21 protein-coding genes are annotated in these 19763 nt (G+C 68.8%); all 21 read left to right on the top strand.

All coding sequences use genetic code 11. The annotated features are described in order from the left end of the window. The first annotated feature begins 11 nt into the window (after nucleotides 1-11). The 21 genes from BRW65_RS05735 to nuoI all read left to right on the top strand — a co-directional run bounded on the left by BRW65_RS05735 (nucleotide 12) and on the right by nuoI (nucleotide 19745). Nucleotides 12-983 (top strand): NADPH:quinone oxidoreductase family protein, encoded by a 972-nt coding sequence (locus BRW65_RS05735; RefSeq protein WP_073872202.1) that lies wholly within the window; start codon nucleotides 12-14, stop codon nucleotides 981-983. Nucleotides 984-1141: 158 nt separating this feature from the next. Further along, nucleotides 1142-2233, top strand: a complete 1092-nt coding sequence (locus tag BRW65_RS05740; RefSeq protein WP_073872204.1) for a homogentisate 1,2-dioxygenase — start codon at nucleotides 1142-1144, stop codon at nucleotides 2231-2233. Then, a complete protein-coding gene (locus BRW65_RS05745) occupies nucleotides 2233-3408 on the top strand; it encodes an alpha/beta hydrolase (RefSeq protein ID WP_073872206.1) in 1176 nt (391 codons plus the stop codon). Before BRW65_RS05740 ends, BRW65_RS05745 begins: the two co-directional genes overlap by 1 nt. Next, nucleotides 3405-4610, top strand: a complete 1206-nt coding sequence (locus tag BRW65_RS05750; protein WP_073872208.1) for a CaiB/BaiF CoA transferase family protein — start codon at nucleotides 3405-3407, stop codon at nucleotides 4608-4610. The genes BRW65_RS05745 and BRW65_RS05750 overlap by 4 nt, the downstream gene beginning before the upstream one ends. Beyond that, complete coding sequence (locus BRW65_RS05755) at nucleotides 4607-5500, top strand: hydroxymethylglutaryl-CoA lyase (protein ID WP_073872210.1); 894 nt, start codon at nucleotides 4607-4609, stop codon at nucleotides 5498-5500. The genes BRW65_RS05750 and BRW65_RS05755 overlap by 4 nt, the downstream gene beginning before the upstream one ends. Then, nucleotides 5500-6126, top strand: coding sequence for a TetR/AcrR family transcriptional regulator (locus BRW65_RS05760; RefSeq protein ID WP_084187723.1), 627 nt, complete (start codon nucleotides 5500-5502; stop codon nucleotides 6124-6126). The genes BRW65_RS05755 and BRW65_RS05760 overlap by 1 nt, the downstream gene beginning before the upstream one ends. A gap of 9 nt (nucleotides 6127-6135) precedes the next feature. Beyond that, nucleotides 6136-7371, top strand: a complete 1236-nt coding sequence (locus tag BRW65_RS05765; RefSeq protein ID WP_073872212.1) for an acyl-CoA dehydrogenase family protein — start codon at nucleotides 6136-6138, stop codon at nucleotides 7369-7371. Further along, nucleotides 7368-8411 (top strand): phosphotransferase family protein, encoded by a 1044-nt coding sequence (locus BRW65_RS05770; RefSeq protein WP_244167996.1) that lies wholly within the window; start codon nucleotides 7368-7370, stop codon nucleotides 8409-8411. Before BRW65_RS05765 ends, BRW65_RS05770 begins: the two co-directional genes overlap by 4 nt. After that, nucleotides 8411-8758, top strand: coding sequence for a DUF6285 domain-containing protein (locus tag BRW65_RS32155; RefSeq protein ID WP_244167997.1), 348 nt, complete (start codon nucleotides 8411-8413; stop codon nucleotides 8756-8758). Before BRW65_RS05770 ends, BRW65_RS32155 begins: the two co-directional genes overlap by 1 nt. Nucleotides 8759-8768: 10 nt before the next feature. After that, nucleotides 8769-9170, top strand: coding sequence for a nuclear transport factor 2 family protein (locus BRW65_RS05775; RefSeq protein WP_073872214.1), 402 nt, complete (start codon nucleotides 8769-8771; stop codon nucleotides 9168-9170). A gap of 32 nt (nucleotides 9171-9202) precedes the next feature. Next, nucleotides 9203-9739, top strand: a complete 537-nt coding sequence (locus BRW65_RS05780; protein ID WP_073872360.1) for a YceI family protein — start codon at nucleotides 9203-9205, stop codon at nucleotides 9737-9739. Between the two features lie 30 nt (nucleotides 9740-9769). Continuing rightward, complete coding sequence (locus tag BRW65_RS05785; protein ID WP_073872216.1) at nucleotides 9770-10183, top strand: Rv3143 family two-component system response regulator; 414 nt, start codon at nucleotides 9770-9772, stop codon at nucleotides 10181-10183. A gap of 258 nt (nucleotides 10184-10441) precedes the next feature. Beyond that, entirely contained in the window at nucleotides 10442-10819 is a 378-nt protein-coding gene (locus BRW65_RS05790) for an NADH-quinone oxidoreductase subunit A (protein ID WP_073872218.1), read from the top strand. 7 nt (nucleotides 10820-10826) lie between these two features. After that, nucleotides 10827-11381 (top strand): NuoB/complex I 20 kDa subunit family protein, encoded by a 555-nt coding sequence (locus tag BRW65_RS05795; RefSeq protein WP_046185374.1) that lies wholly within the window; start codon nucleotides 10827-10829, stop codon nucleotides 11379-11381. Next, on the top strand, nucleotides 11378-12106 hold the full coding sequence (locus BRW65_RS05800) for an NADH-quinone oxidoreductase subunit C (RefSeq protein WP_073872220.1): 729 nt from the start codon (nucleotides 11378-11380) through the stop codon (nucleotides 12104-12106). The genes BRW65_RS05795 and BRW65_RS05800 overlap by 4 nt, the downstream gene beginning before the upstream one ends. After that, a complete protein-coding gene (nuoD, locus tag BRW65_RS05805) occupies nucleotides 12106-13437 on the top strand; it encodes an NADH dehydrogenase (quinone) subunit D (RefSeq protein WP_073872222.1) in 1332 nt (443 codons plus the stop codon). The genes BRW65_RS05800 and nuoD overlap by 1 nt, the downstream gene beginning before the upstream one ends. Further along, nucleotides 13434-14192, top strand: coding sequence for an NADH-quinone oxidoreductase subunit NuoE (gene nuoE, locus BRW65_RS05810; RefSeq protein ID WP_073872224.1), 759 nt, complete (start codon nucleotides 13434-13436; stop codon nucleotides 14190-14192). Before nuoD ends, nuoE begins: the two co-directional genes overlap by 4 nt. After that, the gene (nuoF, locus tag BRW65_RS05815) at nucleotides 14189-15511 is read left to right on the top strand and encodes an NADH-quinone oxidoreductase subunit NuoF (RefSeq protein WP_073872226.1); all 1323 of its coding nucleotides are present in this window, start codon (nucleotides 14189-14191) and stop codon (nucleotides 15509-15511) included. Before nuoE ends, nuoF begins: the two co-directional genes overlap by 4 nt. Nucleotides 15512-15518: 7 nt before the next feature. Then, entirely contained in the window at nucleotides 15519-17933 is a 2415-nt protein-coding gene (locus BRW65_RS05820; protein ID WP_073872228.1) for an NADH-quinone oxidoreductase subunit G, read from the top strand. Continuing rightward, nucleotides 17933-19207 (top strand): NADH-quinone oxidoreductase subunit NuoH, encoded by a 1275-nt coding sequence (gene nuoH / locus BRW65_RS05825; protein WP_073872230.1) that lies wholly within the window; start codon nucleotides 17933-17935, stop codon nucleotides 19205-19207. The genes BRW65_RS05820 and nuoH overlap by 1 nt, the downstream gene beginning before the upstream one ends. Then, the gene (gene nuoI / locus BRW65_RS05830) at nucleotides 19200-19745 is read left to right on the top strand and encodes an NADH-quinone oxidoreductase subunit NuoI (RefSeq protein ID WP_073872232.1); all 546 of its coding nucleotides are present in this window, start codon (nucleotides 19200-19202) and stop codon (nucleotides 19743-19745) included. The genes nuoH and nuoI overlap by 8 nt, the downstream gene beginning before the upstream one ends. Nucleotides 19746-19763: the final 18 nt, after the last annotated feature.

Genomic DNA, 19763 nt, shown 5'->3' on the forward strand with positions numbered 1-19763 from the left:
GCTGACCGACCATGCGTGCTGCGCGGGTGACTCGGCTGGATGGTCCGGACGCGATCGAGGTGGCGGAGATCGACGAACCGTCGGGTGACGGTGTGGTCGTCGAGGTGCACGCCGCCGGCGCGGCCTTCCCCGACGCGCTGCTCACCCGGGGCCTCTATCAGTACCGCCCCGAGCCGCCGTTCGTGCTGGGCGCCGAAATCGCCGGTGTGGTCCGCTCGGCGCCGGACGGCGCGCACGTGCGGGCCGGGGACCGGGTCGTCGGGCTGACGATGCTGTCCGGCGGCATGGCCGAGGTCGCGATCCTGCAACCCGACCGGGTGTTCAAGCTCCCCGACAACGTGAGCTTCGAGGCGGGCGCCGGGCTGCTGTTCAACGACCTGACGGTGTATTTCGCGTTGACGGTGCGGGGCCGGCTGGCCCAGGGCGAGACGGTGCTGGTGCACGGCGCGGCCGGCGGCATCGGAACGTCGACGCTGCGACTGGCGTCGCTGCTCGGGGCGTCGCGCAGCATCGCGGTGGTCAGCACGGAAGAGAAGGCGAACGTCGCGACGGCCGCCGGGGCCACCGACGTGGTGTTGGCCGACGGGTTCAAGGACGCCGTCAAGGAACTCACCGGCGGCCGCGGCGTCGACGTGGTGCTCGACCCGGTCGGCGGCGACCGGTTCACCGATTCGCTACGCTCGCTCGCCCCGGGTGGGCGGCTGCTGGTCGTGGGCTTCACCGGTGGGGATATCCCGACCGTGAAGGTGAACCGGTTGCTGCTCAACAACATCGACGTAGTCGGCGTGGGCTGGGGCGCCTGGACGGCGACGCATCCGAACGCGCTGGCCGAACAGTGGGCCGGGCTCGAGAAGCTGCTCCGCTCGGGCGAGCTGGCCGCCCCCACCCCGGAGGTCTACCCCCTGGACGAGGCGGGTGCCGCGGTCGCGTCCCTGGAGAACCGCACCGCCAAGGGCAAGGTCGTGGTGCGCGTCCGCGGTTGACGGACGGCCGCGCGGCCCCGCTTGATCGCGACACATAACCAGTTGCGACGACGCGCCGGCGTATGTCTCGTCGCCACGCGGATGCGGCCTTGTGCGGGCGGGAAACAAAAAGTAATGTCACTTTCAGTTTTAGCCCAGCGAGCCCCTGGGGGTCAGCCATGGAATCCTTCGTCCACTTGCGCAAAGGCACGACGCCGCGCCGCTTGCACGCCGACCTCGACGGCCTGAAGGACGACGAGCTGGGCCGCGGCGGATTCACCGGCCGCACCGCGAACCTCTACCGCCGCCACGACCCCACCGCCTACCGGTCGATCGGTCCGCTGCGCCCCGTCGACGTGCTGGCCGGCGAGCTCAAGCCCGCCGACGCCACCGACGCCAATGGCGGTCCCCTGCTGATGTTCAGCAACGCCGACTGCCGAATCCTGTTGAGCCGCCGGCACGAACCGATGCCCTTCTTCGCCCGCCATGTCGACGGCGACCTGCTGTGCTTCGTACACCGGGGCGCCGGTCTGGTCGAAACCGAGTTCGGGCCGCTGCGCTACCGCGGGGGCGACTGGCTCTACCTGCCGAAGGCGTGCACCTGGCGCCAGGTGCCCGATGCGGAGACGACGCTGCTCATGGTCGAGGCGACCGACGAGTTCCGGGTCCCGGCGCCCGGGCCGCTGGGCCGGCACTTCCCCTTCGACCCGTCGCAGGCCACCATCCCCGACCCGGCCCCCATCGAGGACGACGGACGCGACGAATACCAGGTCCGGCTCATCCATGAGGGCGGCCCGACAACGCTGTTCTACCAACACAATCCGCTCGACGTCGAAGGGTGGCGCGGTGACAACTTCGCATTCGCCTTCAACATCGACGACTACAACGTGGTCACCTCCGACAGCGTGCACCTGCCGCCGACGGTGCACCTCTTCATGCAGGCCACCGGCGTCTACGTGATGAACTTCCTGCCCAAGCCCGCCGAAGGCGTGGCCGGCACCGAGCGCACGCCGTGGTACCACCGCAACGTCGACTATGACGAGATCGCCTTCTTCCACGGCGGCTCGCTCTACGGCATCCCGATGCCACCGGGCTTGATTTCCCATGCGCCGCAAGGGGTTCACCACGGCGCACCGGAGAAGGCGCGGGAGCGGGCGCGCCGCAAGTTCGACGAGTACTCCAGCGTCGATTGGCAAGTGATCGCCGTCGACACCCGCCGGCGCCTGACCCCGTCGGCCGAGGTGCTGGCGCACGACCTAGGACAGCACTGATGAAACACCAATACGAACGAATCCCCTATCTCGTTGCCTTCCAGAACGATTCCGGCGTCCGCGACGTCTACGGCGGCCTGGCCGAGATCACCGTGCTGGAGAGCTACCTGCTCAAGCCGACAGACAAGCCGTCGGACACCGTGCTGGTGTTCATGCACCCGATCGGTGGCGGCGCCTACTTGCCGATGATCAATGCGCTGGCCCGGGCCGGCCACCACGTCATCTACTGCAACAGTAGGTTCCGCGGCACCGACTCGGCGCTGCTGATGGAGAAGGTGGTCGAGGACCTCGGCGAGTGCATCAAGGACGCCAAGAAGCGGCTGGGCTATTCCAAGGTGGTGCTTGCCGGGTGGAGCGGGGGCGGCTCGCTGTCGATGTTCTACCAACAGCAGGCCCAGCGCCCGACGATCACGGCGAGCCCGTCGGGCGACGGCCCCGACCTGACGGCTCTCGACCTGCCGGCCGCCGACGGCATCATGCTGCTGGCCGCGCACATCAGCCGGCACGGCACGCTGACCGAATGGCTCGACGCGTCGATCCTCGACGAATCCGACCCCACCAAACGCGATCCCGAGCTGGACCTGTACAACCCCGACAACCCGAATCAGCCGCCCTACAGCCAAGAATTCCTGGCCCGGTACCGCGACGCACAGGTGATGCGCAACCGGCGCATCACCGCGTGGGTCAAGGACAAGCTCGCCGAGCTGAAGGCGGCCGGCCGCGCGCAAGACGAGTTCTGCTTCGTCGTGCACGGCACCATGGCCGATCCGCGCTGGCTGGACCCGACCGTCGATCCCAACGAACGCACCCCGGGAACCTGCTACCTGGGGGATCCTCAAGTGGTGAACATGAGCCCGGTCGGGTTGGCCCGCTACTCCACATTGCGCGGCTGGCTTTCGCAGTGGAGCTACGACGACGCCCGCGGCGACGGGGTGGCCTGTGGACCCGACATCGCGGTCCCGGCGCTGGTCATCGGTAATCTGGCGGACGACGCCTGCACACCCAGCCACACCCGACGGCTCTTCAACGCGATCGGGCACGATGACAAGGAGATGCACGAAATCCCCGGCGCCACACACTATTACGCGGGACCCGACCAGCGCGACAAGCTGCGCGCGGCCGTCGAGGTCGTCACCGACTGGCTGGTCCGGCACGACTTCGCGGGGGCGCAGTGACACCCACCGGGCCGCTGGACGGCGTGCGGGTGCTCGAGCTGGGCACGCTGATCGCGGGCCCGTTCGCCGGCCGGCTGCTGGGCGACATGGGCGCCGACGTGATCAAGGTGGAACCCCCCGGCGCCCCGGATCCGCTGCGCACCTGGGGGCAGGCCGAGGTCGACGGGGAGCACGTGTTCTGGACGGTGCACGCGCGCAACAAGAGAGCCATCACCCTCGACCTGCGCAAGCCCCGCGGCCGCGAGCTGTTCTGTGACCTGGTCGCGAAGTCCGACATCGTCGTGGAGAACTTCCGCCCGGGGACGCTGGAGAAATGGGACCTGGGTTACGACGTGCTCAGCGCCCGCAACCCGGGCATCATCCTGGTCCGGGTGTCGGGATACGGGCAGACGGGGCCCGACGCGCACAAGGCCGGCTACGCCTCGGTGGCCGAGGCCGCCAGCGGGCTGCGCCACCTGAACGGCTTCCCGGGCGGGCCGCCGCCCCGGCTCGCGCTCTCGCTGGGCGACACCCTGGCCGGCATGTTCGGCGCGCAGGGCGCGCTGGCCGCGCTGTACCGCCGCGGCGTCACCGGGCGCGGCCAGGTGGTGGACGTCGCGCTGACCGAATCCTGTTTGGCGGTACAGGAATCCACCATCCCCGACTACGACGTCGGCGGCGTCGTGCGCGGACCGTCGGGCACCCGGCTCGACGGCATCGCGCCGTCCAACATCTACCGCAGCGCCGACGGCTCGTGGGTGGTGATCGCCGCCAACCAGGACACTGTCTTCGCCCGGCTGTGCAAGGCGATGGGCCGCCCGGAGCTGGCCACCGACGACCGGTTCGCCACGCACGGGGCGCGCGGCCGCAACCAGGACGATCTCGACGAGATCATCGGCGCGTGGGCCGAGCAACGCCAGCCCGGGGACATCATCGAAACCCTGTCCGCCGCAGGGGTGATCGCCGGTCCGATCAACACGGTCGCGGAGGTGGTCAACGACCCGCAGCTGCGCGCTCGCGGCATGCTGGTCGAACACTTCGATGAGAGGGTCGGGCGCAACGTTCTCGGGCCGGGCGTCGTGCCGGTGCTCTCCGAATCCCCGGGTCGGGTGCGCACCGCCGGGCCCGCGCGGCCGGGCCAGCACAACGACGACGTCTACGCCGGGCTGCTGGGCAGGACCGCAGACGAACTCGCGGAGCTGCGCGCCGAGGAGGTGCTATGACACAGGTGGCCATCCGGGAGGTGGCGCTGCGCGACGGCCTGCAGATCGAAGCGCCGATCCCGTTGTCGGCCAAGCTGGAACTGCTGGCCGCGATCGCCGCGACCGGCGTCCGCGAGGTCGAGGTCACGGCGTTCGTCTCGCCGACGAAGGTGCCGTCGATGGCCGATGCCGCCGAGCTCGCCGCCCACCTGCACGACTACCCCGACATCGAGTTCTCCGCGCTGGTGGCCAGTCCCAACGGGGCGAAGCGGGCCGTGGCCGCGGGCCTGCGCTCGATCGAGTACGTGGTGGCCGCCGACGACACGTTCAGCAAGGCCAACGTCGGCCGCACCAGCGCGCAGGCCACCGAGGCGATCGACGAGATCGTCGCCATCGCGCACGGCGCCGGCGTCACCGTCGAGGTCGTCATCGCCACCGCGTGGGACTCGCCGTTCGAGGGCCCCACCCCGCCCGAACGCGTGCTCGAGATCGCCACGGCCGCGCGGGAGCGGGGCGCCGACCGCCTGTCGATCGCCGACACGATCGGCACCACCACCCCCGGGCGCGTGACTTCGCTGGTCGAGCGGCTGCGTCCGGTGATCGGCGACCTGCCGCTGGGCGGCCATTTCCACAACACCCGCGGTTCCGGGCTGGCCAGCGCGTACGCCGCCGTCAGCGCCGGGGTGCGGAGGCTGGACGCCTCGGTGGGCGGGCTGGGCGGCTGCCCGTTCGCGCCGGGCGCCACCGGAAACATCGCCACCGAGGACCTGGTGTACCTGCTGGCCGACAGCGGCATCGGCGTGGACGTCGACCTGCAGGCCGCCATCGCCGCGGCCGACGTCGCCAAATCGGTTGTGGGCCACGACCTGCCGAGCGCGCTGCTGCGCGCCGGCGACCGGATCCGGACCTGATGCCCGCCCCCGACGCGCTGACCGCCAAGGGCCGCCAAACCAGGCAGGCCATCGAGCAGGCCGCCCGGAAGCTGTTCGCCGAACGCGGCTTTCACGGCACCACGCTGGCCGATATCACCTCGGCGGCGGGCAAGTCGCCCGCGGTGTTCTACCGGTATTTCGCCGACAAGGAGGACCTGCTCGCCGCCCTGGCCGAGTCGTTCCTGCACGACGTCGTGACGCCGTCCGGGTTGAGCGTCGAGCTACCCGAATCGCCCGACGACGACGCGTTCTTCACCTCGGTGGTCACCGGGTACTGGAACATGTTCAAGCAGAACATCGGCATCATGATCGCCGTCGCGCAGCTGGCCGCCACGCAGCGACGCTTCGCCAACGTCCAGAACGAGTTTCGCCGCTTCGGCATGGACATCGTCGCCGCCTCGGTCCGCCGCGCCCAGGAACAGGGCTACGGGTCCGAGCTCGACCCGCAACACACCGCGGCCGCCATCGCCCTGCTCTTCGAGAACTTCACCACCGTCTTCGTCGGCCCCTCCAACCTGGGCATCAAGATCAGCGATGAGGACGCCATCGGCACCCTGTCGACGATCTGGAAGAAGACTCTGTACGGCGCCGGCAAGGAGACGTAGGAGAACACTGTGGATTTCACACTGCCCGACCACCTTCCGGGTCTGCTCGCCGAGATGGACGAGTTCATCGAGGTCGAGATCAAACCGCTGGAGCGCGAACACATCCAGTATTTCGACAAGCGCCGCGAACACGCCCGCACCGACTGGGACAACGACGGCATCCCGACGCGCGAATGGGAGGACCTGCTCGCCGAGATGCGCAGGCGAGCCGACAAGGCGGGCTGGCTGCGCTACGGGCTACCGTCCGCCCTGGGCGGCCGCGACGGCAGCAACGTCGACATGGCGGTGATCCGGGAGCATCTGGCGCACAAGGGCCTTGGCCTGCACAACGATCTGCAGAACGAATCGTCGATCGTCGGGAACTTCCCGCAGGTGATCATGATGGAGCGCTTCGGCACCGACGAACAACGGCGGCTCTGGTCCGAGGCCCTGATCACCGGCGAACGTTCCATGGCGTTCGGGCTGACCGAGCCGCAGCACGGGTCGGACGCCACCTGGTTGGAGACGCGCGCGCAGGCCGACGGTGACGGCTGGATCATCAACGGCTCCAAGCGGTTCAACACCGGCGTCCATCGCGCGACGCACGACCTGATCTTCGCCCGCACCTCCGGTGAGCCCGGCCAGGCGCGGGGGATCACCGCGTTCCTGGTGCCGACGGACGCGCCCGGGTTCGACGTGCCCTACTACTGGTGGACGTTCAACATGCCGACCGATCACGGCGAGGTGGCGCTGACCGACGTCCGGGTGCCCGCCGACGCGGTGCTCGGCGAGGTGGACCGCGGCCTGGAAGTCGCGCAAACGTTCCTACACGAGAACAGGATTCGGCAGGCGGCGAGCAGCCTGGGCGCGGCGCAATACTGCATCGACCGCGCCGCCGAATACGCCGGCACGCGGACCGTGTTCGGCAAACCGCTGTCGGTCAACCAGGCCGTGCAATGGCCGCTGGCCGAATTGCAGACCGAAGCCCAGATGGTGCGGCTGCTGGTTCAGTACGCCGCGTGGCATCTGGACCGGGACCACCACATGGAGGTCTCGGACAAGGTGTCGATGGCCAACTACCGCGCCAACCGACTGGTCTGCGACGCCGCCGACCGGGCGATGCAGATCTTCGGGGGCCTGGGCTACAGCCGGCACGAGCCGTTCGAGCACATCTATCGCCACCACCGTCGCTACCGGATCACCGAGGGAGCCGAGGAGATCCAGATTCGCCGGGTGGCTCAGCGGCTGTTTAAGTTTGGCAAGTGACGTCGACCGAGGAACTGGCCACCCAGATCGCAGCGGCGCTGGCGCCGGTCCTCGGCGCCGAAGTCACCGTCGAGCACCTGCGCGGGCTGACCGGGGGCGCCAGCCGCGCGACGTGGGCGTTCAGCGCCGTCGCCGGCGAGCGACGCCACGCCTTGATCCTGCGCACGGGCGCGCCCGACGACGTGCACGCCGGCATGGAGCTGGAGGCGCGCGCCCAGGCCGCCGCCGCTGCCGCCGGCGCGCCGGTGCCCCACGTCCTCATCGCCGACGATTCGCCCGCCACCCTGGGCAATCCGTTCCTGATCTGCGACGAGATCGCGGGCGAGACGATCGTCCGGCGCATCCAGCGCCAACTCGACCAGGCGGGCGGGCAGCCGGCCCGCGCGGGGCTGCTGCGGCAATGCGCGCAGGCCCTGGCGGCCATCCACCGCGCCGACCCGGCCATCGCCGGTCTGTCCCGCGAGGATCCGCTCGCGCGCTGGCGCGAGCGGCTCGACGCGATGGGTGACACCACGGCAACCTTCGAATGGGCGTTTCGCTGGCTCGAGGCGCGCCGGCCGGAGGCATCGGCCGACGTGCTGGTGCACGGGGATTACCGGATGGGCAACCTCATCGTCGACGGTGCCCACCTGGCCGCGGTCCTCGACTGGGAGCTGGTGCACCGCGGCGACCCCTACGACGACCTGGCCTGGTTCTGCATCCGGGCCTGGCGCTTCGGCGCCCCGGCCAGCCGCGGCGCCGGCGGCCTCGGCAGCATCGAGAGCTTCCTGCGGGACTACGAGCAGGCGAGCGCGACTAGCGTCGACCGGGTGGCGTTTCACTGGTGGCTGGTGCTGGCCACGCTGCGCTGGGGTGTCATCTGCCGCTACCAGGCGGAGCGGCACCTGAGCGGCCAGTTCCGCTCGGTGGAGCTGGCCACGATCGGCCGCCGGGTGTGCGAGACCGAGTGGGACCTGCTCGACCTGCTCGAAGGGGCGCCGGGCGACGATGCGCGCCGCGGAGCGGCGCGAGGAGAAGCCAGGCAATCGGGGGACCTCTGATGATCGGCGCGTATGGCCGCCCACTCGCCGCCGAGCTGGTGGCCGCGGTGGCCGAATTCCTCGAGACCGACGTCAGGGCGGCCACCAGCGGGCAGGTGAACTTCCACGCCCGGGTGGCCGCGAACGCGTTGCGCATCGTGGAGCGCGAACTGCTCGACGAGAGCGAGGCCGAATCCCGCGCAGCGCTGGCCGACCTGGGTTTCGCCGACGAGGAGGAGCTGGCCACCGCGATCCGGGCAGGCGAGATGGACGGCCGGGCCCGCGAGGTCACCGCCTGCCTGCGCACCTTGGTGCGCCGCCGGGTGGCGGTGGCCCATCCCGGATACGACGCCGAAGACAGCGAATAGGAGCAGAGCCATGCCCGCTGCGAGTGCGGAGATCGTCGCCGACGTGGCCGACCGCCTGTTCACGGCGATCGAGAAGGGCGACCGCGCGGCGGTGGAGCGGATGTGGAGCGACGACATCGCGGTCTGGCGGGCCGGCGCGCGCCGCGACCCCGCCAAGCCCGATGGCAAGGCCCGCGCGCTGCGCGTCATCGACTGGTTCATCACCGCGACGACCGAACGCCGCTATGAAATCCTGGACCGGCAATTCTTCGAGGGAGGCTTCGTCCAGCAGCACGTCTTGCACGCCACCGGCCATGCCGGACAATCGATCTCGATGCGCGTGTGCATCGTGATCAGGGTGGGCGGCGACGGCCGGTTGGATCGGATCGACGAGTACTTCGACCCCGCAGAGATCGCGCCGCTGCTGGACTGACGTTAGATTCGCCACGACAGATGGGGGTGACGATGACGACTCTGGAAACACTTCTCAACGATCCCGACCTGGCCGGCGTGTGGAACCTCGTCCCGAACCGCTCGACCATCGGGTTCAAGGTCAGGAACATGTGGGGGCTGGTGCGGGTCAAGGGCCGCTTCACCGAGTTCAGCGGCGACGGCCAACTGACGGGCGGCGGGGCGGTTTTCGGCCGCCTCGACATCCGCGCCGCCTCCCTGGACACCGGCATCGGCCGTCGCGACAAGCACCTGCGCTCGGCCGACTTCTTCGACGTCGAGCGCTTCGGTGAGATCAGCGTCGTGGTCACCGCGGTGCACCCGACCAAGGGCAAGGCCGCGGACCTCCGGGCCGCCTTGACGATGAAAGGCGTCACCGCGCCGCTGCCCCTGTCCGCCACGATCACCGAGCTCGACGACGGCTCGATCCGCATCGCCGGGGAAGCCAAGGTGGATCGCACCCAGTTCGACCTGGGCTGGAACCGCCTCGGCATGATCGGCCCGACGGCGACGGCGACGACGGATGCCGTGTTCGTGCGGGCTGCCCAGTGAAGCCGGTGCGGCACCAGTAGCATCTGCACCGTGTCCGACTCCAGCCCCGAATCCAGCGTCGCCCTGCGGATCCTGGTCTACAGCGACAACGCCAAAACCCGCGAGCAAGTGATCCGGGCGCTGGGCAAGCATCTGCATCCTGACCTACCCGAGCTGACCTACCTCGAGGTGGCGACCGCCCCGATGGTGGTGCGGCAGATGGACGAGGGCGGCATCGACTTGGCGATCCTGGACGGCGAGGCCACGCCCACCGGCGGCATGGGAATCGCCAAACAACTCAAAGACGAACTGGCGACCTGCCCGCCGATCCTGGTGCTCACCGGCCGCCGGGACGACGCCTGGCTGGCGAACTGGTCGCGGGCCGAAGCCGCCGTGCCGCACCCCATCGATCCCATCGTGCTCGGCCGCACGGTCCTGGGGCTGCTCCGCACCCCCACCCGTTAGCCTTCGAACGCGCCTCACCTGCACCGATAGGGCATCGTCGCGCCCTGATGCGCTCGGCGCCCGCGCGCGGCGCGCGACCGTCAGGTTGCGGTCACGCAAAACTTTCCCGGATACCCCCACCCCGACAAAGCACACCCGTCTTCGCGACGCTATGTTGTGGAGGTCACTGTGACCACCGCAGCCCAAGCGCGTCACAGCAGCCCGGCCCCCCGCCCGGCCGCCGCACCGGCGGCCCGTACGAGGAGATCTTGGAGCGAGTTGAACGTCTACATACCCATCCTGGTGCTCGGAGCGATAGCGGCGGCCTTTGCCGTCGGATCGGTGGCGATCGCGAGCCTGGCCGGCCCGTCGCGCTACAACAAGTCGAAGATGGCCCCGTACGAATGCGGCATCGAGCCGACCGACAGCCCGGTCAGCGGCCCGCACGCCGCGAGCGGCCAGCGGTTCCCGGTGAAGTATTACCTGACCGCAATGCTGTTTATCGTCTTCGACATCGAGATCGTGTTCTTGTATCCCTGGGCGGTCAGTTACGACGCGCTGGGAACGTTCGCGTTGGTCGAGATGGTGGTGTTCATGCTCACGGTTTTCGTGGCGTACGCCTATGTGTGGCGCCGCGGCGGCCTGACGTGGGATTGAGGTAGACGTGGGTCTCGAGGAACAGCTGCCCGGTGGGATTCTGCTCTCGACCGTCGAGAAGGTGGCGGGTTACGTCCGCAAGAACTCGCTGTGGCCGGCGACATTCGGATTGGCCTGCTGCGCCATCGAGATGATGGCAACCGCCGGGCCGAGATTCGACATCGCGCGGTTCGGCATGGAGCGGTTCTCGGCGACGCCGCGGCAGGCTGACCTGATGATCGTGGCGGGGCGGGTGAGCCAGAAGATGGCGCCGGTGCTGCGGCAGATCTACGACCAGATGGGCGAGCCGAAGTGGGTGCTGGCCATGGGTGTGTGTGCGTCGTCCGGCGGGATGTTCAACAACTACGCGATCGTGCAGGGCGTGGACCACGTGGTGCCGGTGGACATCTACCTGCCCGGCTGTCCGCCGCGGCCCGAGATGCTGCTGCACGCAATCCTGAAGCTGCACGAGAAGATTCAGGAGATGCCGCTGGGCGTCAACCGCGAAGAAGCCATCGCCGAGGCCGAGCAGGCGGCGCTGTCGGCCAGGCCCACGATCGAGATGCGCGGGCTGCTGCGATGAGCTCGCCCGACCACGACCCCAACGTAGCGGCCAGCGAGGTGGGTGGCGCCGTGCCATCCGCCGGCGACGAAGTGATCAACGTGCGCCGCGGCATGTTCGGCATCTCCGGGTCGGGTGACACGTCCGGATATGGACGCCTGGTGCGCAAGGTCACGCTCCCGGGCGGCAGCCCCCGGCCCTATGGCGGCTATTTCGACGACGTGGTCGACAAACTGACCGACGCGCTGCAGGCCTGCGACATCGAATTCGAAAACGCCATCGAGAAAGTCGTCGTCGACCGCAACGAACTGACGCTGCACGTGAGCCGCGAGGCGCTTCCCCAGGTGGCCCAGCGCCTTCGCGACGAGCCGGAGCTGCGTTTCGAGATGTGCCTGGGCGTCAGCGGGGTGCACTACCCGCACGAGACGGGCCGCGAATTGCACGCGGTCTACCCGCTCCAGTCGATCACGCACAACCGCCGCGTCAGGCTGGAAGTGGCTGCCCCGGACGGGGATCCGCACATCCCGTCGCTGTTCGGCGTCTATCCCACGACGGACTGGCACGAGCGCGAAACCTACGACTTCTTCGGCATCATCTTCGACGGCCACCCGTCGCTGACCCGCATCGAGATGCCCGACGACTGGCACGGCCATCCGCAGCGCAAGGACTATCCCCTCGGCGGCGTCCCGGTGGAATACAAGGGCGCACAGATCCCCCCGCCCGACGAGCGGAGAGCGTACAACTGATGAGCACAATCACTGAATCCGCTGGAGGCGGCGCCGAAAGCCCGGAGACCGTCTTGGTCGCCGGCGGCCAGGACTGGGACCAGATCGTCGAGGCCGCGCGCCGCGCGGACCCCGGGGAACGGATCGTCGTCAACATGGGCCCCCAGCACCCGTCCACCCACGGGGTGCTGCGGCTGATCCTGGAAATCGAGGGCGAGACGGTCACCGAGGTCCGCTGCGGAATCGGCTACCTGCACACCGGGATCGAGAAGAACCTGGAGTACCGCTACTGGACCCAGGGCGTCACCTTCGTGACCCGAATGGATTACCTGTCACCGTTTTTCAACGAGACCGCGTACTGCCTGGGTGTGGAGAAGCTGCTCGGCATCACCGACCAGATTCCGGAGCGGGTCAACGTCATCCGGGTGATGATGATGGAACTCAACCGGATCTCCTCGCATCTGGTCGCATTGGCCACCGGCGGTATGGAACTCGGCGCGATGACGCCGATGTTCGTCGGCTTCCGCGGCCGCGAGATCGTGTTGACGCTGTTCGAGAAGATCTCCGGGTTGCGGATGAACAGCGCCTACATCCGGCCGGGCGGCGTGGCGCAGGACCTGCCGCCGGGCGCCGAAGCCGACGTCGCCGAGGGCCTCAAGGGACTCAAGCAGGTGCTGCGCGAAATGGGCGACCTGCTCAACGAAAACGCCATCTGGAAGGCGCGCACCTGCGACATCGGCTACCTGGACCTGACCGGCTGCATGGCGCTTGGCATCACCGGGCCGATCCTGCGGGCCACCGGGTTGCCGCACGACCTGCGCAAGAGCGAACCGTACTGCGGATATGAAAACTACGAATTCGACGTGATGACCGCCGACACGTGTGATGCTTACGGGCGCTACATGATTCGCGTCAACGAGATGTGGGAGTCGATCAAGATCGTCGAGCAGTGTCTGGACAAGTTGAAGCCGGGCCCGACCATGGTCGAGGACCGCAAGATCGCCTGGCCGGCCGACTTGAAGGTGGGCCCCGACGGCATGGGGAACTCACCGGAGCACATCGCCAAGATCATGGGCGGCTCGATGGAGGCGTTGATCCACCACTTCAAGTTGGTCACCGAGGGCATCAGGGTGCCGGCGGGCCAGGTGTACACCGCGGTGGAATCGCCGCGCGGAGAACTGGGCGTGCACATGGTGAGCGACGGCGGCACGCGCCCCTACCGGGTGCACTACCGCGACCCCTCGTTCACCAACCTGCAGTCGGTCGCCGCGATGTGCGAGGGGGGCATGGTGGCCGATTTGATCACCGCGGTCGCCAGCATCGACCCGGTCATGGGCGGGGTGGACCGGTGACGGGCCCGCAGGGGCAGCCGGTCTTCATCCGGCTCGGCCCGCCGCCCGAGGAACCCAACGCGTTCGTCACCGAGGGTGCGCCGCAGTCGTATTCGCCGGAAGTGCAGGCACGGCTGGAGGTCGACGCCAAGGAGATCATCGGCCGCTACCCCAACAAGCGTTCGGCGTTGCTGCCGTTGCTGCACCTGGTGCAGGCCGAGGACTCCTATCTGACCCCGGCCGGCCTGGAGTTCTGCGGGCAGCAGCTGGGACTGACCGGCGCGGAGGTGTCGGCGGTGGCGAGCTTCTACACCATGTACCGCCGCGGACCCACGGGTGACTACCTGGTCGGTGTCTGCACCAACACGCTGTGCGCCGTCATGGGCGGCGACGCGATATTCGACGCGCTGAAGGAACATTTGGGCGTCGGCAACGACGAGACCACCCCCGACGGCTCGGTCACCCTGCAGCACATCGAGTGCAACGCCGCGTGCGACTACGCGCCCGTCGTGATGGTCAACTGGGAGTTCTTCGACAACCAGACATGCGAGTCGGCGCGCGAACTCGTCGACTCGTTGCGCTCCGGTGAACCCAAGCCACCGACACGGGGCGCCCCGCTGTGCGCCTTCCGCGAGACGTCCCGCATCCTGGCGGGCCTGCCCGACGAGCGCCCGGACCAAGGCCAGGGCGGCGCGGGCGAGGCCACCCTGGCCGGGCTGAAGGTGGCGAAGGAACACGGGATGCAGGCGCCGACCCCGCCCGGGAGCCAGTCATGACGACCTCCCAGGCCACGCCGCTCACCCCGGTCATCAGCCGATTCTGGGACGACCCCGAGTCCTGGACCTTGGAGACCTACCGCCGGCACGACGGCTACGAGGCGATGAAGAAGGCGCTGGCCATGGCGCCCGACGACGTGATCACCACCGTCAAGGACTCCGGGCTGCGCGGCCGCGGCGGCGCCGGCTTCTCGACCGGGACCAAGTGGTCGTTCATCCCGCAGGGCGACTCCGGCGCGGCCGCCAAGCCGCACTACCTGGTGGTCAACGCCGACGAGTCGGAACCCGGTACGTGCAAAGACATTCCGCTGATGCTGGCGACGCCGCACGTGCTCGTCGAGGGCGTCATCATCGCCGCCTACGCGATCCGCGCCAGCCACGCGTTCATCTACGTGCGCGGCGAGGTGCTGCCGGTGCTGCGCCGCCTGCAGAACGCGGTGGCCGAGGCCTACGCCGCCGGATACCTGGGCCGCGACATCAATGGCTCGGGCTTCGACCTGGAGCTGGTGGTGCACGCCGGCGCCGGCGCCTACATCTGCGGCGAGGAGACGGCGCTGCTCGATTCGCTGGAAGGCCGCCGCGGCCAGCCGAGGTTGCGGCCGCCGTTCCCGGCGGTGGCGGGCCTCTACGGCTGCCCCACCGTGATCAACAACGTCGAGACGATCGCCAGTGTGCCGTCGATCATCCTCAACGGCGTCGACTGGTTTCGGTCCATGGGCAGCGAGAAATCGCCTGGTTTCACGCTGTATTCGCTGAGCGGGCACGTCGCTCGGCCCGGCCAGTACGAGGCGCCGCTGGGCATCACGCTGCGCGAATTGCTGGCCTACGCCGGCGGAGTGCGGGCCAGGCACCGACTCAAGTTCTGGACTCCCGGCGGATCGTCCACCCCGCTGCTCACCGACGAGCACCTCGACGTGCCACTGGACTACGAGGGCGTGGGCGGGGTCGGCTCGATGCTGGGCACCAAGGCGCTGGAGATCTTCGACGAGACCACCTGTGTGGTGCGCGCCGTGCGCCGCTGGACGTACTTCTACAAGCACGAATCGTGTGGGAAGTGCACCCCATGCCGGGAGGGCACCTTCTGGCTGGACCAGATCTACGAGCGGCTGGAAACCGGCAAGGGCACCAGCGAGGACATCGACAAGCTGTTGGACATCTCCGACACCATCCTGGGGAAGTCGTTCTGCGCGTTGGGCGATGGCGCCGCCAGCCCGGTGATGTCGTCGATCAAGTACTTCCGTGACGAATACGTGGCCCACGTCGAAGACGGTGGCTGCCCGTTCGACCCGAAAGATTCCATGCTGAACGGAAAGGCTTGACACTTTCGTGACTAGTGCCGCCAAGACCGAGACCGGCGACGAGGTACGTCCGCCGGAGATGGTCACGCTGACCATCGACGGCAACGAAATCAGCGTGCCCAAGGGCACTTTGGTGATCCGCGCGGCCGAGCTGATGGGTGTCCAGATCCCGCGGTTCTGCGACCACCCGTTGCTCGACCCGGTCGGGGCCTGCCGGCAGTGCCTGGTCGAGGTCGAGGGTCAACGCAAGCCGATGGCGTCGTGCACCACCGTCGCCACCGACGACATGGTCGTGCGCACGCAGCTCACCTCCGAGGCCGCCGACAAAGCCCAGCACGGGGTGATGGAGCTGCTGCTCATCAACCATCCGCTGGACTGCCCGATGTGCGACAAGGGCGGCGAGTGCCCGCTGCAGAACCAGGCGATGTCCAACGGCCGCACCGATTCTCGCTTCACCGACGTCAAGCGCACCTTCGCCAAGCCGATCAACATCTCCGCCCAGGTGCTGCTGGATCGTGAGCGCTGCATCCTGTGCGCCCGATGCACCCGGTTCTCCGAGCAGATCGCCGGCGACCCCTTCATCGACATGCAGGAGCGGGGCGCCCTGCAACAGGTCGGCATCTACGCCAACGAGCCGTTCGACTCGTACTTCTCGGGCAACACCGTGCAGATCTGCCCGGTCGGCGCGCTGACCGGAACGGCCTACCGCTTCCGCGCCCGCCCGTTCGACCTGGTGTCGAGCCCCAGCGTCTGCGAGCACTGCGCGTCCGGCTGCGCCCAGCGCACCGACCACCGGCGCGGCAAGGTACTGCGCCGCCTGGCCGGAGACGACCCCGAGGTCAACGAGGAGTGGAACTGCGACAAGGGCCGGTGGGCGTTCAGCTACGCGACCCAGCCGGATGTGATCACGACTCCCCTTATCCGCGATGCGGACGGCGCCCTGGTGCCCGCGTCGTGGTCGCACGCGATGGCGACGGCGATCCGGGGCCTCGAGGCCGCGCGCGGGCGCACGGGTGTGCTGGTCGGCGGCCGGGCGACGCTGGAGGACGCCTACGCCTACTCGAAATTCGCCCGAATCGTGTTGGACAGCAACAACATCGACTTCCGCGCCCGCCCGACCTCGGCCGAGGAGGCCGACTTCCTGGCGTCACACATCGCCGGCCGGCGCAACGTCAGCTATTCGGATCTGGAATCGGCGCCGGTGGTGGTGCTTGTCGGGTTCGAGCCCGAGGACGAGTCCCCCATCGTGTTCCTGCGACTGCGTAAGGCCGCCCGCAAGCGCGGGCTGCCGGTGTACGCCGTCGCGCCGTTCGCCACCCGGGCGCTGGTGAAGATGTCCGGACGTCTGATCAAGACCGCTCCCGGGAGCGAGCCCACGGCGCTGGACGGGCTGGCCACCGGCGAGCTGGGCGAGCTGCTCTCCTCCCCCGGCGCGGTCATCATGGTCGGGGAACGGCTGGCCACGGTGCCCGGCGGATTGTCCGCCGCGGCCCGGCTCGCCGAAGCCACCGGGGCCGCGCTGGCCTGGGTGCCGCGGCGAGCCGGCGAGCGCGGCGCGCTCGAGGCCGGCGCGCTGCCCAGCCTGCTGCCCGGTGGCCGCCCACTTGACGACGAGACCGCCCGTGCCCAGATCGCGGCCGCGTGGCACGTCTCCGAATTGCCTTCCGCCGGTGGACTTGACGTCGAGGGCATCCTCGCCGGAGCCACCGACGGGACACTGGGCGCCTTGCTGGTCGGCGGTGTCGAACCCAACGACTTCGCCGATCCCGAAGTCGTGCTGGCCGCGCTGGACTCCGCGGGCTTCGTGGTCAGCCTCGAGCTGCGGCAGAGCGCGGTGACCGAGCGCGCCGACGTGGTGTTCCCCGTCGCGCCGACGACGCAGAAGGCCGGCGCCTTCGTCAACTGGGAGGGCCGCTACCGGCCCTTCGAACCGGCGCTGCGCGGCACCATCGCGCAAGCCAGCCAATCCGATCACCAGGTGCTCGACGCGCTGGCCGAGGAGATGGGCGTGTACCTGGGGCTGTCGACCGCCGAAGCGGCCCGCACGGAACTGGCCGGGCTGGGCACCTGGGACGGCGGCTGGGCGACCGGCCCGTCCGTCGCGACCCCAGAGCCGGCCAAGCCCGGTCCCGGCGAAGCTGTGCTCACCGGCTGGCGGATGCTGCTCGACAACGGCCGATTGCAAGACGGCGAACCGCATTTGGCCGGCACCGCACGCAACCCCGCGGTTCGGCTGTCGGCCGACACCGCCGCCGAAATCGGCGCGGCCGACGGCGACGCGGTGACCGTCAGCACGCCGCGCGGATCGGTCAGCCTGCCGCTCATCATCACCGACATGCCCGACCGGGTGGTGTGGCTTCCGCTGAACTCGCCGGGTTGCGCCGTGCACCGGCAACTGGGCGTAAACCTGGGCAGCACAGTGCAAATCGGAGTGGGATCATGATGACGGGCTCCTTATCCGCATTCGGACACGACACCTGGTGGCTGGTGCTGGGCAAGGCGCTGGCGATCTTCGTGTTCCTCATGCTCAACGTGCTGGTCGCGATCCTGCTGGAACGCAAGATCCTCGGCTGGATGCAGCTGCGGCCCGGGCCCAACCGGGCGGGACCATGGGGCACGCTGCAGAGCCTGGCCGACGGAATCAAGTTGGCGCTCAAGGAGACCATCACTCCGGGCGGCGTCGACAAGTTCGTCTACTTCGCGGCTCCGGTGATCTCGACGATCCCGGCGTTCACCGCGTTCGCGTTCATCCCGTTCGGCCCGGTGGTGTCGGTGTTCGGCCACCGCACCCCGCTGCAGCTGACCGACCTGCCGGTCGCGGTGCTGTTCATTCTCGGGTTGTCGGCGATCGGGGTGTACGGCATCGTGCTGGGCGGCTGGGCATCCGGATCCACCTACCCGCTGCTGGGCGGCGTGCGCTCCACCGCCCAGGTCATCTCCTACGAGGTGGCGATGGGGTTGTCGTTCGCGGCGGTGTTCCTCTACGCCGGCTCGATGTCCACGTCGGAGATCGTCGCCGCACAGGATCGGGTCTGGTACGTGTTCCTGCTGCTGCCGTCCTTCGTGATCTACCTGATCTCGATGGTCGGTGAAACCAATCGCGCCCCATTCGATTTGCCCGAGGCCGAGGGCGAGCTGGTCGCCGGCTTCCACACCGAGTACTCGTCACTGAAGTTCGCGATGTTCATGCTGGCCGAGTACGTCAACATGATGACGGTCTCGTCGCTGGCTACCGCGCTGTTCTTCGGTGGCTGGCACGCGCCCTGGCCGATCAACATGTGGGCGGGCGCCAACACCGGGTGGTGGCCGTTGCTCTGGTTCACCGCCAAGATGTGGACCTTCCTGTTCATCTACTTCTGGCTGCGGGCCTCGCTGCCCCGGCTGCGCTACGACCAGTTCATGGCGTTGGGCTGGAAGCTGCTGATCCCCGCCTCGCTGGTCTGGGTGTTGATCGCGGCCGTGATTCGCACCCTGCAGAACCAGGGGTATGCGCACTGGACCCCGGTACTGGTGGTCAGCAGCATCGTGTTCGCCACGGCGCTGGTGCTGGTGTTGCGAAAACCGTTCGCCACGCCGGGTATTCGCGCGCTGGAGCGACAGCTCCGCCGCCAGTCCAAGCAGCTGCCCGCCGGACAGACCCCCACACCCGTATTCCCGACACCGCCGCTGCCGATGAAGTCCCTGGCGGCTGCGAGCAAGGAGAAAGCACGTGGCTAGATTCTTGGACGCCGTGGCCGGCTTCGGCGTGACGTTCGGATCGATGTTCAAAAAGAACGTCACCGAGGAGTATCCGGAGAAGCCGGGCCCCGTCGCGCCGCGCTATCACGGCCGTCACCAACTGAACCGCTACCCGGACGGCCTGGAGAAGTGCATCGGGTGCGAGCTGTGCGCGTGGGCGTGCCCGGCCGACGCGATCTACGTCGAGGGCGCGGACAACACCGAGGAGCTCAGGTATTCGCCCGGGGAACGCTACGGCCGGGTCTACCAGATCAACTACCTGCGCTGCATCGGCTGCGGCCTGTGCATCGAGGCCTGCCCGACCCGCGCGCTGACGATGACCAACGACTACGAGATGGCCGACGACAACCGCGCCGACCTGATCTATGAGAAGGACCGCCTGCTCGCCCCGCTGCTGCAGGACATGCTCGCGCCGCCGCACCCGCGGGCCCCCGGCGCCACCGACAAGGACTACTACCAGGGCAACGTCACCGCGGACGGCCTGCGGGAGGCGCAGAAGGCCGGGGAATCCCGGTGACTGGGTTCACGGGCCAGC

The organism is Mycobacterium paraffinicum, from assembly GCF_001907675.1.
GTDB lineage: Bacteria > Actinomycetota > Actinomycetes > Mycobacteriales > Mycobacteriaceae > Mycobacterium > Mycobacterium paraffinicum_A.

What these genes read in the sequence shown, in the direction of transcription:
- BRW65_RS05735 (WP_073872202.1), top strand. Translation starts at nt 12, where the DNA reads ATGCGTGCTGCGCGGGTGACTCGGCTGGATGGTCCGGACGCGATCGAG.
- BRW65_RS05740 (WP_073872204.1), top strand. Translation starts at nt 1,142, where the DNA reads ATGGAATCCTTCGTCCACTTGCGCAAAGGCACGACGCCGCGCCGCTTG.
- BRW65_RS05745 (WP_073872206.1), top strand. Translation starts at nt 2,233, where the DNA reads ATGAAACACCAATACGAACGAATCCCCTATCTCGTTGCCTTCCAGAAC.
- BRW65_RS05755 (WP_073872210.1), top strand. Translation starts at nt 4,607, where the DNA reads ATGACACAGGTGGCCATCCGGGAGGTGGCGCTGCGCGACGGCCTGCAG.
- BRW65_RS05760 (WP_084187723.1), top strand. Translation starts at nt 5,500, where the DNA reads ATGCCCGCCCCCGACGCGCTGACCGCCAAGGGCCGCCAAACCAGGCAG.
- BRW65_RS32155 (WP_244167997.1), top strand. Translation starts at nt 8,411, where the DNA reads ATGATCGGCGCGTATGGCCGCCCACTCGCCGCCGAGCTGGTGGCCGCG.
- BRW65_RS05775 (WP_073872214.1), top strand. Translation starts at nt 8,769, where the DNA reads ATGCCCGCTGCGAGTGCGGAGATCGTCGCCGACGTGGCCGACCGCCTG.
- BRW65_RS05780 (WP_073872360.1), top strand. Translation starts at nt 9,203, where the DNA reads ATGACGACTCTGGAAACACTTCTCAACGATCCCGACCTGGCCGGCGTG.
- BRW65_RS05800 (WP_073872220.1), top strand. Translation starts at nt 11,378, where the DNA reads ATGAGCTCGCCCGACCACGACCCCAACGTAGCGGCCAGCGAGGTGGGT.
- nuoD (WP_073872222.1), top strand. Translation starts at nt 12,106, where the DNA reads ATGAGCACAATCACTGAATCCGCTGGAGGCGGCGCCGAAAGCCCGGAG.
- nuoF (WP_073872226.1), top strand. Translation starts at nt 14,189, where the DNA reads ATGACGACCTCCCAGGCCACGCCGCTCACCCCGGTCATCAGCCGATTC.
- nuoH (WP_073872230.1), top strand. Translation starts at nt 17,933, where the DNA reads ATGACGGGCTCCTTATCCGCATTCGGACACGACACCTGGTGGCTGGTG.